The 14940-nt window shown below is 64.7% G+C and carries 10 protein-coding genes and 1 pseudogene; 5 read left to right on the forward strand and 6 right to left on the reverse strand.

The features are described from left to right. Positions 1-130: 130 nt before the first annotated feature. Both Q0743_RS26745 and Q0743_RS26750 read right to left on the reverse strand, forming a co-directional pair. Positions 131-1507, reverse strand: a complete 1377-nt coding sequence (locus Q0743_RS26745; protein ID WP_298244476.1) for a cytochrome P450 — start codon at positions 1505-1507, stop codon at positions 131-133. 268 nt (positions 1508-1775) lie between these two features. After that, a complete protein-coding gene (locus tag Q0743_RS26750; RefSeq protein WP_298244477.1) occupies positions 1776-3011 on the reverse strand; it encodes an LLM class flavin-dependent oxidoreductase in 1236 nt (411 codons plus the stop codon). 363 nt (positions 3012-3374) lie between these two features. On the opposite strand from Q0743_RS26750, the gene Q0743_RS26755 reads away from it, so the two are divergent. Together Q0743_RS26755 and Q0743_RS26760 are read left to right on the forward strand one after the other, a co-directional pair. Beyond that, on the forward strand, positions 3375-4781 hold the full coding sequence (locus tag Q0743_RS26755) for an MFS transporter (RefSeq protein ID WP_298244478.1): 1407 nt from the start codon (positions 3375-3377) through the stop codon (positions 4779-4781). 147 nt (positions 4782-4928) lie between these two features. Beyond that, positions 4929-6110 (forward strand): PHB depolymerase family esterase, encoded by a 1182-nt coding sequence (locus tag Q0743_RS26760; RefSeq protein WP_298244479.1) that lies wholly within the window; start codon positions 4929-4931, stop codon positions 6108-6110. Between the two features lie 273 nt (positions 6111-6383). Here the strand turns inward: Q0743_RS26760 and Q0743_RS26765 are convergent, their stop codons facing one another. Beyond that, complete coding sequence (locus Q0743_RS26765; RefSeq protein ID WP_298244480.1) at positions 6384-7064, reverse strand: MBL fold metallo-hydrolase; 681 nt, start codon at positions 7062-7064, stop codon at positions 6384-6386. A 161-nt stretch (positions 7065-7225) separates the two neighbouring features. Here Q0743_RS26765 and Q0743_RS26770 point away from each other — a divergent pair, with 161 nt between their 5' ends. Continuing rightward, positions 7226-8824 (forward strand): alpha-amylase family glycosyl hydrolase, encoded by a 1599-nt coding sequence (locus Q0743_RS26770; protein WP_298244481.1) that lies wholly within the window; start codon positions 7226-7228, stop codon positions 8822-8824. Positions 8825-9054: 230 nt separating this feature from the next. Here the strand turns inward: Q0743_RS26770 and Q0743_RS26775 are convergent, their stop codons facing one another. Beyond that, the gene (locus tag Q0743_RS26775; RefSeq protein WP_298244482.1) at positions 9055-10755 is read right to left on the reverse strand and encodes an alpha-amylase family protein; all 1701 of its coding nucleotides are present in this window, start codon (positions 10753-10755) and stop codon (positions 9055-9057) included. 299 nt (positions 10756-11054) lie between these two features. On the opposite strand from Q0743_RS26775, the gene Q0743_RS26780 reads away from it, so the two are divergent. Next, the gene (locus Q0743_RS26780) at positions 11055-11546 is read left to right on the forward strand and encodes an MmcB family DNA repair protein (RefSeq protein ID WP_298244483.1); all 492 of its coding nucleotides are present in this window, start codon (positions 11055-11057) and stop codon (positions 11544-11546) included. A gap of 243 nt (positions 11547-11789) precedes the next feature. On the opposite strand, the pseudogene Q0743_RS26785 reads toward Q0743_RS26780, so the two are convergent. Next, a pseudogene (locus Q0743_RS26785) lies at positions 11790-12344 on the reverse strand (ActR/PrrA/RegA family redox response regulator transcription factor). Positions 12345-12537: 193 nt separating this feature from the next. Then, entirely contained in the window at positions 12538-13857 is a 1320-nt protein-coding gene (locus tag Q0743_RS26790; protein WP_298244484.1) for an ActS/PrrB/RegB family redox-sensitive histidine kinase, read from the reverse strand. Positions 13858-13963: 106 nt separating this feature from the next. Here Q0743_RS26790 and Q0743_RS26795 point away from each other — a divergent pair, with 106 nt between their 5' ends. Beyond that, complete coding sequence (locus tag Q0743_RS26795; RefSeq protein WP_298244485.1) at positions 13964-14767, forward strand: ABC transporter ATP-binding protein; 804 nt, start codon at positions 13964-13966, stop codon at positions 14765-14767. Positions 14768-14940 lie beyond the last annotated feature (173 nt).

Consider the following 14940-nt stretch of genomic DNA (forward strand, 5'->3'; position numbering starts at 1 on the left):
TTTGGTCTCGTGCCCCGGACGCGGTGCGGCGCGAAGTGCCGCTCCGCAGAGCCGGGGCCCATCCATCCGCAGCTTGCCTGTCGCTTCCTGGGTCCCGGCTCGCGCTTCGCGCGTCCGGGACACCAGAAACTCACACCGCCTTTACCCGCACCCGCAAGCCGTCCCGCGGCTTGGGGATCGGCCACATCTGCCAGTCCGGCTTGTAGCCCGGCTCCAGCGACACTTCGAGGTTCTGCAGGAAGTGCCGCGCGAAGCATTTCGCCTGCATGTAGGCGAAGTGCAGGCCGAGGCACATATGCGCGCCGCCGCCGAAGGGGACCCAGGCAAAGCGGTGGCGGCCCCGCTGCGCTTCTTCGGTGAAGCGCAGGGGATCGAAGCGATCCGGCTCCGGCCAGATGTCCTTCATGTGATGCGTATAGAGCGGATTGACGCCGACGGCGGTGCCGGCGGGAATCGTAAAGCCCTTGAACGTGAAATCGCGCATCGCGCGGCGCGGCATCGAGGGCACTGGCGGCTTGATCCGCAGCGCCTCCTTGAACGCCATCTCCGACAGCGGCATTTTTTCGAGATCGTCGAAGCTGCTGGGAGCATCCGTCGCGAGCCCGAGCGCGAGAACCTCGGCGCGCAAGCGATCCTGCCAGTCCGGATTGGCGGCGAGCTCGCCGATGAAGGAGGTCAGCGACGAGGTCAGCGTGTCGTGCGCCGCCATCATCAGGAAGCTCATGTGGTCGATGATGTCCTGCTCGGACAGCAGCGCGCCGTCCTCATGGGTGGCGCGGCAGAGCTGCGAGAACAGATCGTCGCCACCGTGATTGCCGCGGCGCAGCGGGATCTGCTCACGGAAATAGGCGACGATGCGTTTGCGGCCTCTTACGCCCCGCGCCATCTGGGTGCCGGGCAGGGGGCGGCGGATCGGCGCGACGGCAGCCGCGACCATGTCGACGAAGGCGCGGTTGATCTCGTCGACCTCCGGCCCGATGTCGGCGCCAAGGAACGAGGCCGCCGCGAGATCGAGCGTGAGCTGCTTCATTGCGGGGTAGAGCTGCATCTCGCCGGGCTTGGCCTTCCACTGCGCGACCCGCGCCGAGATGCCGCGGTCGAGATCGGCCAGGTAGGACTTCATCGGCCCGGACTTGAAGGCAACCGACAGCGCCTTGCGGTGCAGCCGGTGCTCGTCGAAATCGAGCAGCATCAGCCCGCGCGGAAACAACAGGCCGAGCACCTTGTTCCAGCCATGGGTCGAGGAAAACAGCTTCTGCTGGTCGAACATCACGAGCTCGTTGGCCTCGGGCCCGAGCAGCACGACGTTGGTCTCGCCGAACACGTGGGTGCGGTAGACCGGGCCATATTTGGCGCCGTTCGCCTCGATATGGCCTTTGGGATCGGCCAGCACCTGGAAAGTCTTGCCGACGATCGGCCAGCCTTCATCGCCGGGGATGTGCGTCAGGGCATTGCGTTTGGGCGCGGTGTAGTCGGGCGCCGTTGCGGCCACATTCTGCATCGACATGACGATTGCTCCGATTGGCAAGCACTACGAGCATAACACGATCCAGGCGCGATGAGCTGACGTCGTGTAACGCACAAAACCGTCACACCCACCGCTGTCGTCCCGGCGAACGCCGGGACCCATACCCCCAAGGAGAAGTTGTGGTGCGAGATAGAGGTTAGCAATCTTCGCCAAACATCTCCCTGCGGCTATGGGTCCCGGATCGGCGCGCGCTTTTGGCGCGCTTGTCCGGGACGACGAGAAGAGATCGGGGCTCGCCGACGGCTCCCTATCGCTTCGCCGCCTCCTTCTGCAGGTCCGGCGCGTTGACGGCGGGGATGGCGACTCGGCCGGGGCCGGTGACCTTCAGCGCCTCGGCGGCTTTCTCGTTCTCCATGATCTTGGCCATCACCGCCTGTCCCGCGCGTTCGAAGATGGCGCGGTTCTCGATCACGAATTTTTGCGACCTGCGCAGGCCGTCGATATAGCCGTTGATCTCGGGCACGACGTAGCGCGCGACCATGTCCCAGCTCCGGCGCGTGTTTTCCGGATTGGCCCAGTCGTGCACGAAGCCGATGATGGCGCCGACGCCGCCCGACACCTGCATCACGTTCTTGATGGTTTTGACGAGGTCGTCGGGCGTGCCGATGGTGGACGCCGCGCCCTCGACGAAGGCGGTCTTGTCGACGGCTTCATCGGGCGAAGAGAAGGCGGTGAGGCCCGGTCGCTGCAGCGTGCCGACATTATATTCGTTGTGCCAGCGCATCAGCCCGGCGCCGGCCTCGCGGCGCGCCTGCTCGCGGGTCTCGGCGATGTGGAAGGTCAGCAGCACGCGCCAGTCGGCGCGGTTCACCGTGGTGCCATGCTTCTTCGCGGCATCCTCGGCGAACTGCCATTGCTGCTGCAGCGACATCAGCCCCTGCGTCGTCATCGAGCCCAGCGAGATGATGCCGCAGCCGTATTTGCCGGCGAGCGTCATGCCCGAGGGGGAGATCTGCGACGCCACCACGAACGGCATCTCCTCCTGCAGCGGCAGGATCTGCAGCGCGGCGTCGTTCATGGTGAACCACTCGCTCTTCGCCGTGACGCGCTCGCCGTTGAACAGACGACGGATGATGCCGATCGCCTCGTCCTGGCGGTCGCGCTGCGTCATCGGGTCGATGCCGAGCGTATGGGCGTCAGAAGCCAGCGCGCCGGGCCCGGAGCCGAAGATGGCGCGGCCGCCGGTCATGTGGTCGAGCTGCACCATGCGCTGGGCGACGTTGTAGGGATGGTGATAGGGCAGCGACACCACGCCGGTGCCGAGCTTGATCCGCTTGGTACGCTCGCCGGCCGCGGCCAGGAACATCTCGGGCGAGGCGATCATCTCCCAGCCGGACGAATGATGCTCGCCGCACCAGAACTCGTCGTAGCCGAGCGCATCCAGCTGCTCGACCAGGTCGAGATCGCGCCGGAACTGGAGCATCGGATGCTCCCCGATCGGGTGATGCGGGGCAAGGAAGGCTCCGAACTTCAGGCGCGCCATGGCGTTTCTCCGGCTTCGATTTTCTGTTTGTTGAGAGGGTGAGGCTACGTGCCGGAGGCAGCAAACGCAATCGCGCCATGTCCCGTGTTACGGAATGCAGGCATGCGTTAGGTCTTCTTCCTCTCCCCGCTTGCGGGTGAGGGGGGGGACTCTCCACGGCGACAGAGTTGGTCAGGGCTTTCGGACCCCTCAGCGTCATTGCGAGCGCAGCAAAGCAATCCAGAGTCTCTCCGCGGAGGGAAGTCTGGATTGCTTCGCTGCGCTCGCAATGACGTGCTGAAAGAGCATCGATCCTACCTCGGAGGTAATCGCGGCGCGGCATGCCGTCTGAAATCATCGGCGATCCTCCCGAGGCCTCTTCCGATGCATCAAATCGTCACGCAACAAGTCGATTCCTCCCGCCGCTGGTGGGTGCTGGCGATCGTCGTGGCTGCCCAGTTCATGTTCGGCGTCGATGCCTTCATCGTGAACGTCGCCATCCCCACCATTGCGTCCGATCTCAAGGCGACGCCTGCGCAGATCGAATCCGTGATCGCGATCTACCTGATCGCCTATGCCACGCTGGTCGTCACCGGCGGCCGTCTCGGCGACATCCACGGCACGAAGAACGTATTTCTCGCCGGGGTGCTCGGCTTCACCCTGACCTCGCTGTGGTGCGGCCTTGCGCAATCCGGTGCGGAGCTGATCATCGCCCGGCTGGCGCAGGGCGCGACCGCGGCGCTGATGGTGCCTCAGGTGCTGGCGACGCTGCACCTGTTGTTCACCGACGGCCAGCGCAGCCGCGCCTTCGCCATCTACGGCATCGTGCTCGGGCTGGCCGGCGCCGCAGGCTTCCTGCTCGGCGGCCTCCTGATCACGGTTGATCTCGCAGGTGCCGGCTGGCGTTCGGTGTTCTTCGTCAACGTGCCCTGCGGGCTTGTCATTGCCTGCGCCGCCTGGCGCATCATGCCGTCGGTGCCGCGGCGATCAGGCACAAGGCTCGACATCAAAGGCAGCGTGGTCCTGTTCGCGGGGCTGCTGTGCCTGATCGGTCCCCTGCTGTTCGGTCACGATGTCGGCTGGGCACCCTGGCTGTGGGCGGTGATGGCGGTCGGCGGCGTCGTGCTGGCTGCCTTCCTGAAGCTGGAGCATGCGGTCGCGCGCGCCGGCGGCATGCCGCTGATCGACCTCACGCTGCTGGCGGACGCAGCGTTCCTGCGCGGGCTCGGCGCCGCCTTCTTTTTCTTCTTCGCCAATCTCTCCTTCTACCTCGTCATGACGCTGTTCATGCAGCGAGGCCTCCACATCCCGCCGCTCTCGGCCGGCTTGGCTTTCATTCCGCTCGCGCTCGCTTTCGTCGTCGCGTCGCGCCATAGCGGCGCGCGGGCGCGGCATCGCGGCACCAAGGTGTTGATTGAAGGCTGTGCGGTCCAGATCGCAGGCCTCGCCACGCTCGCGCTCGTCGCAGGCTTTGTCGATGCGCCGTCGCCGTTCCTGCTCGCCTTCACCATGATCGTCTTTGGCTACGGCCAGGGATTGGTGATGGCGCCGCTCTCCGGCGCGGTGCTCTCGACCGTCAAGCCCGTCGCCGCAGGCTCGGCCTCCGGCATCTACGGCACCATTGCGCAGATCGGAAATGCGGCCGGAGTGGCCGCAATTGGTGCGGTGTATTTCGCGCTGGAGGCGCTGCAATCAGCGCGCGCAGGTTTTCTGGTCTCGCTCGTCCTGTTTGTGACATTCATCATGATCTCAGCCGTATTTTTGTCGTGGCTGCGCCGCGCATCTGCATGAAGTTGAGGCATTGCGGTTAATACGTGCGGATTTCCCGGGGATTTCCGGTGATTTTAATCGGATTGACAGCGCACGGACTTTTTATTTTGCAGCGCAGCAACTATCTGGTTTGGCTGGACGTTGAACGTCGCCCACCAGGAAGTTGCCGTGTCTTTAGCCAGAAATGTTGATCTGTTGAGACGTCTGCCGAGGCTGGACGGTCTGCGCTTTGCCGAGCTCGGTCGCCGCGCGGATGAGTCCAGTCCGTTGCAAGAGGTCACGGGCTTCGGCGACAATCCCGGAGCCTTGCGCATGTTCGCGTTCGTTCCGGCGCAATTGCAGAAGCCGCGCGCGCTCGTCGTCGTGCTGCACGGCTGCGGCCAGACGGCAGCGGCTTACGATCTCGGCGCCGGCTGGTCGACGCTGGCTCAGCACTACGGCTTCGCGCTGCTGATGCCCGAGCAGCAGCGCATCAACAACGGCAACACCTGCTTCAACTGGTTCAGCCCGGAGGACACGGCGCGCGGCGGCGGCGAGGCGCATTCGATCCGCGAGATGATCGCGCACATGGTCGAGGCACATCGCATCGATCCCCGGCAGGTCTTCATCACCGGCCTGTCCGCCGGCGGCGGCATGACGTCGGTGATGCTCGCGACCTATCCGGAAGTCTTCGCGGCCGGCGCGGTCATTGCGGGATTGCCCTATGGCATTGCCTCGAATCTGCGCGAGGCACTGGACGGCATGTTTCATTCCCCGGTGCGTCCGGCGCGCGAGCTCGGCGATCTCGTCCGCAACGCCTCGGATCATCGCGGTCCCTGGCCGAAGATCTCGGTGTGGCACGGCAGCGCCGACCGCACCGTCAATCCCGGCAACGCCAACGAGATCGTCAAGCAGTGGCTCGATCTGCACGGTCTGCCTGATACGCCGATGGCAGAGACCATTGTCGACGGCTATCCGCGCCAGGCCTGGTGGGGCAAGAACGGCGAGACGCTGGTCGAATCCTACGCCATCACCGACATGGCCCATGGCACGCCGCTCGGACTTGCCGACAACGATCAACGTTACGGCGTCGAAGGCGCGTTTCTGATCGAGGCCGGCATTTCCTCGTCCTACCACATCGCAAAATTCTTCGGCCTCACCGACTGGATTGCCGACGCTGCAAAGGTGGAGGCCAAACCAGCCGCTAAGCCTGCCACCAAGCCGACGCTCTCGCCCGCGCCGCATCTCGCCCGCTCGATCCGCGCTGCGGTCGCCGAGCAATCGGCGGAGCCGAAGCGCGAGGAGGCCCGCAGCTTCGATCTCGGCCAGATCATCACGCGCGCGCTGACCGCCGCGGGGCTGATGAAGTAGCTCGTCGCTCGTTAGGCGACCCACACTCCGCTGTCGTCCCGGACAAGCGCGCCTCGAGCGCGCGCCGATCCGGGACCCATAGCCACAGGGTCAAGTGAGGTGCGAAAGCGCAACTCCGAATCCCCGCAACCACATCTCCCTGTGGTTATCGCGACGAGCGCAAGCGCTCGCGCGGGGGTCCCGGATCGGCGCTTCGCTTCGCTGCGCTTGTCCGGGACGACAGCGGAGCTTGTGGTGGCGTCAGCGGCTGAACCTGGCCTCGGCCGAGCAACCTCACATCTCGCCGGTGATGAACGGATTGGTCATCCGCTCCTGGCCGATGCTCGAGCCGGCGCCGTGGCCGCAGATGAAGCCGACGTCGTCGCCGAGCGGCAGCAGCTTGGTCAGGATCGAGTTGATCAGCGTCGCGTGACTGCCGCCGGGCAGATCGGTGCGGCCGACCGAGCCGGCGAACAGCACGTCGCCGACATGGGCAAAGCGCAGCTCCTTGTTGAAGAACACCACGCTGCCCGGCGAATGGCCGGGGCAGTGATAGATCTCGAACTTGAGGTCGCCGATCGACACGGTGTCGCCCTCGTTGAGCCAGCGGTCGGGCGCAAAATTGCGCACGCCGGTCATGCCGAAACGCGCGCCGCTCTCGACCACGTTGTCGAGCAGGAACTTGTCGGCTTCGTGCGGGCCCTCGATCGGCACCTTCAGCGCATCGCGCAAATCGGCGGCGCCGCCGACATGGTCGATATGGCCATGCGTCAGCCAGATCTTCTCCACGGTGACGCCGGTCTGCTTGATCGCGTCCAGGATCTTCGGCACGTCCCCGCCGGGATCGATCACCACGGCCTTCTTGGACGGCTCGCTCCAGATGATGGTGCAGTTCTGCTCGAACAGCGTCACGGGGACGATGATCGCGCCGGCCTTGGGTTGCGAGGAGTCTTGAGTGTCATTTTGCTCGGTCATGGCGCCACAATGCCGATTTTTGCCATGCCGCCAAGCAAAAGATTCGGGTGAAGGTCCCGGGAACAAGAGTCACAAGGCCGTCCCAATTGGCCTGCCAATTTGAACCCGGGCGGTGTTGTCGCGTTCTCCCGCGCAAGACGCGGATTGGGTGGTCTTCCGGCATGGCTCAAAGCGAAGAAAATTGGTGGCGCGACGGCATCTTCTACCAGATCTATCCGCGCTCCTTTCAGGACAGCGACGGTGACGGCGTCGGCGACCTCGCCGGCATCTTGCGGCGGCTGCCTTATGTGAAGTCCCTCGGCGTCGATGCAATCTGGCTGTCGCCGATCTTTCCCTCGCCAATGGCCGATTTCGGCTACGACATTTCGGACTATACCGGCATCGAGCCGCTGTTCGGCACGATGGCGGATTTCGATGCGCTGATCGCGGCCGTCCATGACAACGGCCTGAAGCTGATCCTCGATCTCGTGCCGAACCACACCTCCGACCAGCATCCCTGGTTCGTCGAGAGCCGCGCCTCGCGCGACAATCCGAAGCGTGATTGGTACATCTGGCGCGATCCGGCGGGCGACGGCGGTGTGCCGAACAACTGGTTGTCGGAGTTCGGCGGCAGCGCGTGGCAGCTCGATCAGACCACGGGGCAATATTACTATCATGCCTTTCTCGCTCAGCAGCCGGACCTGAACTGGCGCAACCCGGATGTCCGCAACGCCATCTACGATGTGATGCGGTTCTGGCTGGAGAAGGGCGTCGACGGCTTTCGTGTCGACGTGATCTGGCATTTGATCAAGGACGCCGAATTCCGCGACAATCCGCCGAACCCGCATTACGTCGAGGGTCGGCCGCCGAACGAAAGAATCCTGACGCAATATTCCACCGACCAGCAGGAGGTGCACGAGGTCATCGCCGAGATGCGGCGCGTCACCGATGCCTATTCCGCGCGCGTCCTGATCGGCGAGATCTACCTGCCGCTGCATCGGTTGATGGCCTATTACGGCAACGACCTTACCGGCGCACAGATGCCGTTCAACTTCGCGCTGCTCTCGACCTTCTGGAGCGCGCGCTCGATCGAAAAGATCGTCGAGGATTACGAGAAGGCACTGCCGCGCGGTGCCTGGCCCAACTGGGTGCTTGGCAATCACGATCGCCCGCGCGTCGCGAGCCGCGTCGGTCCCGAGCAGGCCCGCGTCGCCGCCATGCTGCTGCTGACGCTGCGCGGCACGCCGACGCTCTATTATGGCGACGAGATCGGGATGCACCAGGTGGCGATCGCGCCGGAGGATGTCCGCGATCCCTTCGAGAAGAATGTGCCGGGCATCGGCGTCGGCCGCGACGGCTGCCGCACGCCAATGCAATGGGATGCGTCCGACTTCGCAGGCTTCTCCGCGGTTCGGCCGTGGCTGCCGCTGCCGGAGCATTATGTGCGCGACAATGTCGTCAATCTCGAAGCCGACACACGCTCGATCCTCAATCTCTACAGGCGCCTGATCGGCTTGCGGAAGAGCTGCCCGCCGCTGGTCGCGGGCGAGTATCACCCAATCGCGGCGCAAGGCGACCTCCTGATCTATCGACGCGAGACTGAGGGCAAGGCGGTGATCGTCGCGCTCAATCTCGGTCCCGACCCGATCTCGGTGACGACGAGCGCGATCCGTTTCGGCAGCAGGATATTGCTGTCGACGTTTCTGGATCGCGAGGGCGAGGAAATCGAAGGCGTGCTGGATCTGCGCGACAATGAGGGGGTCATCGTCGTTCCGCCGTAGCTATTGGAGAGCATCGTGATCGCCTCATTCTCCCATGTCGTCCCGGACAAGCGCAGCAAAGCGGAGGGCAGATCCGGGACCCAAAGCCACAGGGAGATGTTTTGCGAAGACTCGGAGTTGCCCGCTCGCCTCCACACTTCTCTCCTGCGGTTATGGATCCCGGATCTACGCGCGCTTAGGGCGCGCTTGTCCGGGACGACGGCGGAGCATGTGATGCAGCGCCGCCCACATCACCCCGGATGCTTGTTCCCTCGCACCGTATTCCCGTCGATGTCGCTCCGCTTCAACAGATAATCCAGCCCGCCGACGCGGTACCAGCGATAGCCATAGGGCTCGAGCACAATGCGGTGCTGGCCGCGCTTGTCGGCGTGGCTGTGGTCCTCCGCGAGCAGATTGATCAGGTGCGCGCCGGCCTCGCCCGACAATCCTGTCGCGAACGCGATCTCGCGCGGCTTCTCGTCGAGATTATGCACGAACAGCACCGAATTGTTGCGCCAGTCGTAGCGCATGATGAACACGGCGGGATCGCGGGTGGCAATGATGGCGAAATCGCCCCAGCCGACCTCCGGCACTTCCTTCCGCATGCGGACGATGCGCTCGGTCCAGTTCAGCATGGAGTTGGGATCGCGCCGCTGCTTGGCGACGTTGACATGCGGATAGCCGTAAGGTCCCGTATCGATGACGGGGCAGGCGGGCTTGTCGCTCTTGGTGAAGCCGCCATGCGGCTCGGTCGACCATTGCATCGGCGTGCGCGCGCAATTGCGCTCGGGCAGCGAGAGGTCGTCGCCCATCGCGATCTCGTCGCCATAGCGGATCACGGGCGTTCCCGGCAGCGTGCACATCAGGCTGTAGGCGAGCTCAAGCCGCCGGCGGTCGCCGCCCAGCATCGGCGCCAGCCGCCGGCGGATGCCGCGGTCGTAGAGCTGCATGTCCTTGTCGGGGCCGAAGGATTTGAACACGGCATCGCGTTGCGCCTTGGTCAGCCGGCCGAGATCGAGCTCGTCGTGATTGCGCAGGAACAGGCCCCATTGCGCCGAGGCCGGCCGCGGCTTGGTCGCCTTCAGCGCTTTGCCCAAGGGCCGCGAGTCGGCGGACGCCAGCGCATAGAACAGATGCTGGTTGACGTGGAAGTTGAACATCATGTGCATGCGGTCGGCGTCGCGGCCGAAATATTCCATGTCGGTTTCCGGCAGCACATTGGCTTCGGCGAGGATGATGGCATCGCCCTGCCGCCATTGCAGGAATTCGCGGAACGCGCGCAGCATGTCGTATTGCTCGACCGGCTTCTTCACCTTGGCGCCCTTGGTCGCGATCACGAAGGGCACGGCATCCATGCGGAAGCCGGAGACGCCGAGCTGGATCCAGAAGCCCATGATCTTGAGGATTTCTGCCTGCACATGGGGGTTCGAGGTGTTGAGGTCTGGCTGGAAATCGTAGAAGCGGTGGAAGTAGTAGGCGCCGGCTTCCTTGTCGCGCGTCCATGTCGATTTCTGCACGCCGGGAAACACCATGCCCTTGTTGGCGCCGGCCGGCTTCTTGTCGGACCACACATACCAGTCGCGATACGGTGAGCTCTTGTCGCGCCGCGCCTCCTTGAACCATTGATGCTGATCCGAGGTGTGGTTGACGACGAGGTCGATGATGACGCGGATGCCGCGCTGCTTGCAGCCATGGGTGAACTCGACGAAATCGCCGAGCGTGCCATAGCGGGGATCGACGCTGTAGTAATCGGCGATGTCGTAGCCGTCGTCGCGGCCCGGCGAGGTCTGGAACGGCATCAGCCAGATCGTGGTGATGCCGAGGCCGTGGAGATAATCCAGCCGGCGCAGCAGGCCCTTGAAATCGCCGATGCCGTCGCCGTTGGCGTCCATGTAGGAGCCGACGGACAGGCAGTAGATCACGCCGTTCTTGTACCAGAGATCGTCGATCATGCGTCGCAGCCTCGGTGGTTCCGCCGAGGAGCGGCGGCTGCGTGATAAGTGCGTGGGGGAGGGGAGGTTCCGCGCTCTCGCACCACACTCGCTGTCGTCCCGGACAAGCGCAACGCCGATCCGGGACCCATAGCCACAGGGAGCAGTTTTGCGAAGACTCGGAGTTAACCTGAGAGCCCTGCAACAACTCCCTGTGGTTATGGGTCCCCGCGTTCGCGGGGACGACAACGGAGATCGAGGGTGCGCTTATCCTCCATCGAGCAGTGTGCAGTTCTACGGAATCGGCTATCCTCCCCGCCATGGACAGCCCCGCCCGCAACATCGCTCTCGTTCCACCGCCGGACCGCCGCCAATCCGAGACGGCGCTTGCGATCGCGCGCGGCACGTCGCGGCTGCTGCGCTCGCTCGGCTTCTGCTGCATCAGCGAATTGCCGCTACCCTCGGGCCGGCGTGCCGATCTGGTCGCGCTGAACGAGCGCGGTGAGATCTGGATCGTCGAGATCAAATCGTCGGTGGAGGATCTGCGCGCGGACCAGAAATGGCACGAATACCGCACCCATTGCGACCGGCTGTTCTTCGCCTTCACGCAGGATCTGCCGTGCGAGATCTTTCCCGCGGAGACCGGCCTGATCGTCGCCGACGCCTATGGTGCGCACATGCAGTGCGAGGCGCCCGAGCACAAGCTCGCCGCCGCCACGCGCAAGCAGATGACGGTGCGTTTCGCCATGGCGGCGGCACTGCGCATCAACCGCCTGGTCGATCCGCAAGGCCACGCGGAGTTTTGGGAGTAGGACGGTCTCGTGTCCCGGACGCGCTGCAGCGTGAAACGCTGCTGCGCAGAGCCGGGACCCAGAGGGCCGTGGTTCAAGCTGAGGCATGGGCCCCGGCTCTGCAGCGCATCACTTCGTGCTGCGCAGCGTCCGGGGCAAGCGGTGCTGTAGGGTGGGCAAAGCGTAGCGTGCCCACGTCTTTCTTCGATGCTGAGAAGAATGGTGGACACGGCGCTTTGCGCCTTTGCCCACCCTACGGCACCGTTACCGCGGCGCGCGCTTGGCCAGAATCCGCTGCAACGTCCTGCGGTGCATGTTGAGCCGGCGCGCGGTTTCCGAGACGTTGCGGTTGCACATTTCGTAGATGCGCTGAATGTGCTCCCAGCGCACGCGGTCGGCCGACATCGGGTTGGCCGGCAGCTAGGATTTCTCCGCGCTGGTCGAGAGCAACGCCGCGACGACGTCGTCGGCATCCGCGGGCTTGGAGAGGTAATCGATCGCGCCCATCTTCACCGCGGTGACGGCGGTGGCGATGTTGCCATAGCCGGTCAGCACGATCGCGCGCGCATCCGGGCGCTTCTTCTTCAGCGCCGAGACCACGTCGAGGCCGTTGCCGTCGCCGAGCCGCAGGTCCACCACGGCGAATGCGGGTGCTGCCTTGCCGATCTGCGCAAGACCGTCCGAGACCGTGTCGCATGACGTCACCGCGAAGCCGCGCGTCTCCATGGCGCGCGACAGGCGCTCCAGGAACGGCTTGTCGTCTTCCACGATGAGAAGCGAGCGGTCGGTCTGTTCGTTCAGTTCGGCGATGGCGTTCAAGGTTTTTCCTCTCTCCTGCTCATCTACATATGGCCTTGCAATCGGGCGGTGCCAAGGCCGCCGATAGTCGATCGGCCCCGTCGTGCGACGCAAGGTCGCGGCCTCAAGCGCGATGAATTGCCATCGCGCTCGCGATTCCGGTTTTCAGCATGACCCTATCGGAAAACCGCTGAACACTTTTCCGGGATCATGCCTATCCTATTGTTTCTTCGAGCGTCTCGATAGCCTCAAAACGCTCTCGCGGCCACGTGATGTGGACCACCGCGCCGTGTTCCGGGAACGTCCGGTTGGTAAACGAGACCTTGGCGCCGGTGCGCTCCAGCAGGGTGCGCGCGATGAACACGCCGAGTCCCAGGCCCCGCCGCTCGCCGCCGCCGTCATCCTGGGGGCGCCGCCGCGACAGATAGGGCTCGCCGATCCGGTTCAGGATGTCGGGCGGAATGCCGGGGCCGTCGTCGGAGATCACGAGCTCGATATTGTCCTTGTTCCACCACGCGTTCGCCTCGACGGTGGTATGGGCGAAATCGACCGCGTTCTCGACGATGTTGCCGACGCCGTAGAGGATCGCCGGATTGCGCGAGCCGACCGGCTCGGCCACGGCGGCCACCGCGATCCGCACCTTGATCTCGACGCCGAAATCGCGGTGCGGGGCCACCACCTCCTCGATCAGCTCCGACAGCTTCATGCGGTCGAACGGTGCGTCGGTGGAGAGCTGGGTGATCTTGCTCAGGATGTCGCGGCAGCGCTGGGTCTGCTCGCGCAGCGTCTTCAGGTCGGCGGCGAAGCTGGCGTCCTTCACCGTCTTTTCGAGCTCGCGCGAGATCAGGAAGATGGTCGCAAGCGGCGTGCCGAGCTCGTGCGCGGCGGCCGCGGCAAGCCCGTCGAGCTGGGTCAGGTGCTGCTCGCGCGTCAGCACCAGTTCGGTCGCCGCCAATGCGTCCGCGAGCTTGCGCGCCTCTTCCGTCACCTGGAACGAGTAGAGGCTGGTGACGCCGATCGCGAGCACGATCGAGAGCCAGACGCCGACCAGATAGATCGGCGGCAGCACCAGCGGATCGTCAGAATCCCAGGGCAGCGGCAGATGGAAGAAGAACAGCACCGAGGCGCAGGCCACGGCGAGCAGGCCGAGGCCGAAGGTGAAGCGCGCCGGCAGCGCGGTCGCCGAGATCAGCACCGGCGCGAGAAACAGGAACGAGAACGGGTTCTGCAAGCCTCCGGTGAAGAACAGCAGGCCGGCCAGTTCCACGATATTCAGCGCGAGCAGCCCCGCGGCCTGGATCGGCTCCAGCCGGTGCATCGGATTGGCTGCGGTCTGGAGTGCCAGATTCAGCGATGCCGACAGGGCGATGATGCTGACGCAGGGGACGATCTCGACGTTGAATTCCAGCCCCTGCGCCACGATGAAGATCGCGGCCAGCTGGCCCAGCACCGCGAGCCAGCGCAGCCGCAGGATCGTATCCAGGCGGATATGCCGCTGCGCATGGCGGAAGTTGGAAGCGGCAATTTCGGTCATGTCGGCCAATGTGGCGGTGCCTTCTAAGCTCACAAACGCTGGGCTCGCGGAACCACCGGATTACAAGCCTTGCGCTCCCTGCCGCAATAGCAGAAGAACGGTCAGCATGACGGAGAATGACGAGGCTTCAAGTCGGCCGACTGTCGCGGAGAGCAGCTTGCCCGCGGCGATCGCCGTCGATCACCTCGTCAAGGTCTACAAGCAGACCCGGGCCGTCGACGATATCTCCTTTTCGCTGCCGCGCGGCAGCATCACCGGGCTTCTGGGCGGCAACGGCGCCGGCAAGACCACGACGATTGCGATGATCATGGGCCTGGTGCTGCCGACCTCCGGCCGCGTGCAGGTGCTCGGTCATGGCATGCCCGAGGAGAGCGCTTCCGTGCTGGGGCGGATGAACTTCGAGAGCCCCTATGTCGACATGCCGATGCGGCTCACGGTGCGGCAGAACCTCACCGTGTTCGGCAAACTCTATGCAGTGAAGAACCTGTCGGAGCGCATTGCCGCGCTCGCCGACGATCTCGACCTCACCGACTTCATGGATCGCCCCAACGGCAAGCTGTCCGCCGGGCAGAAGACCCGCGTCGCGCTGGCAAAGGCGCTGATCAACCAGCCCGAGCTGTTGCTGCTGGACGAGCCGACCGCCTCGCTCGACCCTGATACCGCCGACTGGGTGCGGGGACATCTGGAGCGCTATCGCCGCGACAACAACGCCACCATCCTGCTGGCGTCGCACAACATGCTGGAGGTCGAGCGGCTCTGTGACCGCGTCATCATCATGAAGCGCGGCCGCATCGAGGACGACGATACACCCGAGGCGATCATGGCCCGCTACAACCGCGCCACGCTGGAGGAGGTGTTCCTGGACGTCGCGCGCGGCCGGGTGAACGGGGCGAAGGAGGCGGCGAGGTGAGGGGGAGTTGCAGATCCCTGGATAGAGTCCCGTCATTCCGGGGCGCGCGGAGCGCGAGCCCGGAATCCATAACCACAGGATCGAGTTTGACGAAGACTCGGAGTTACCAGTCTCGCCCTACAACAGCCGCCTGTGGTTATGGATCCCGGGCCCGCGACTACGTCGCGTCCCGG

Source organism: uncultured Bradyrhizobium sp., from assembly GCF_936943645.1.
Lineage (GTDB): Bacteria > Pseudomonadota > Alphaproteobacteria > Rhizobiales > Xanthobacteraceae > Bradyrhizobium.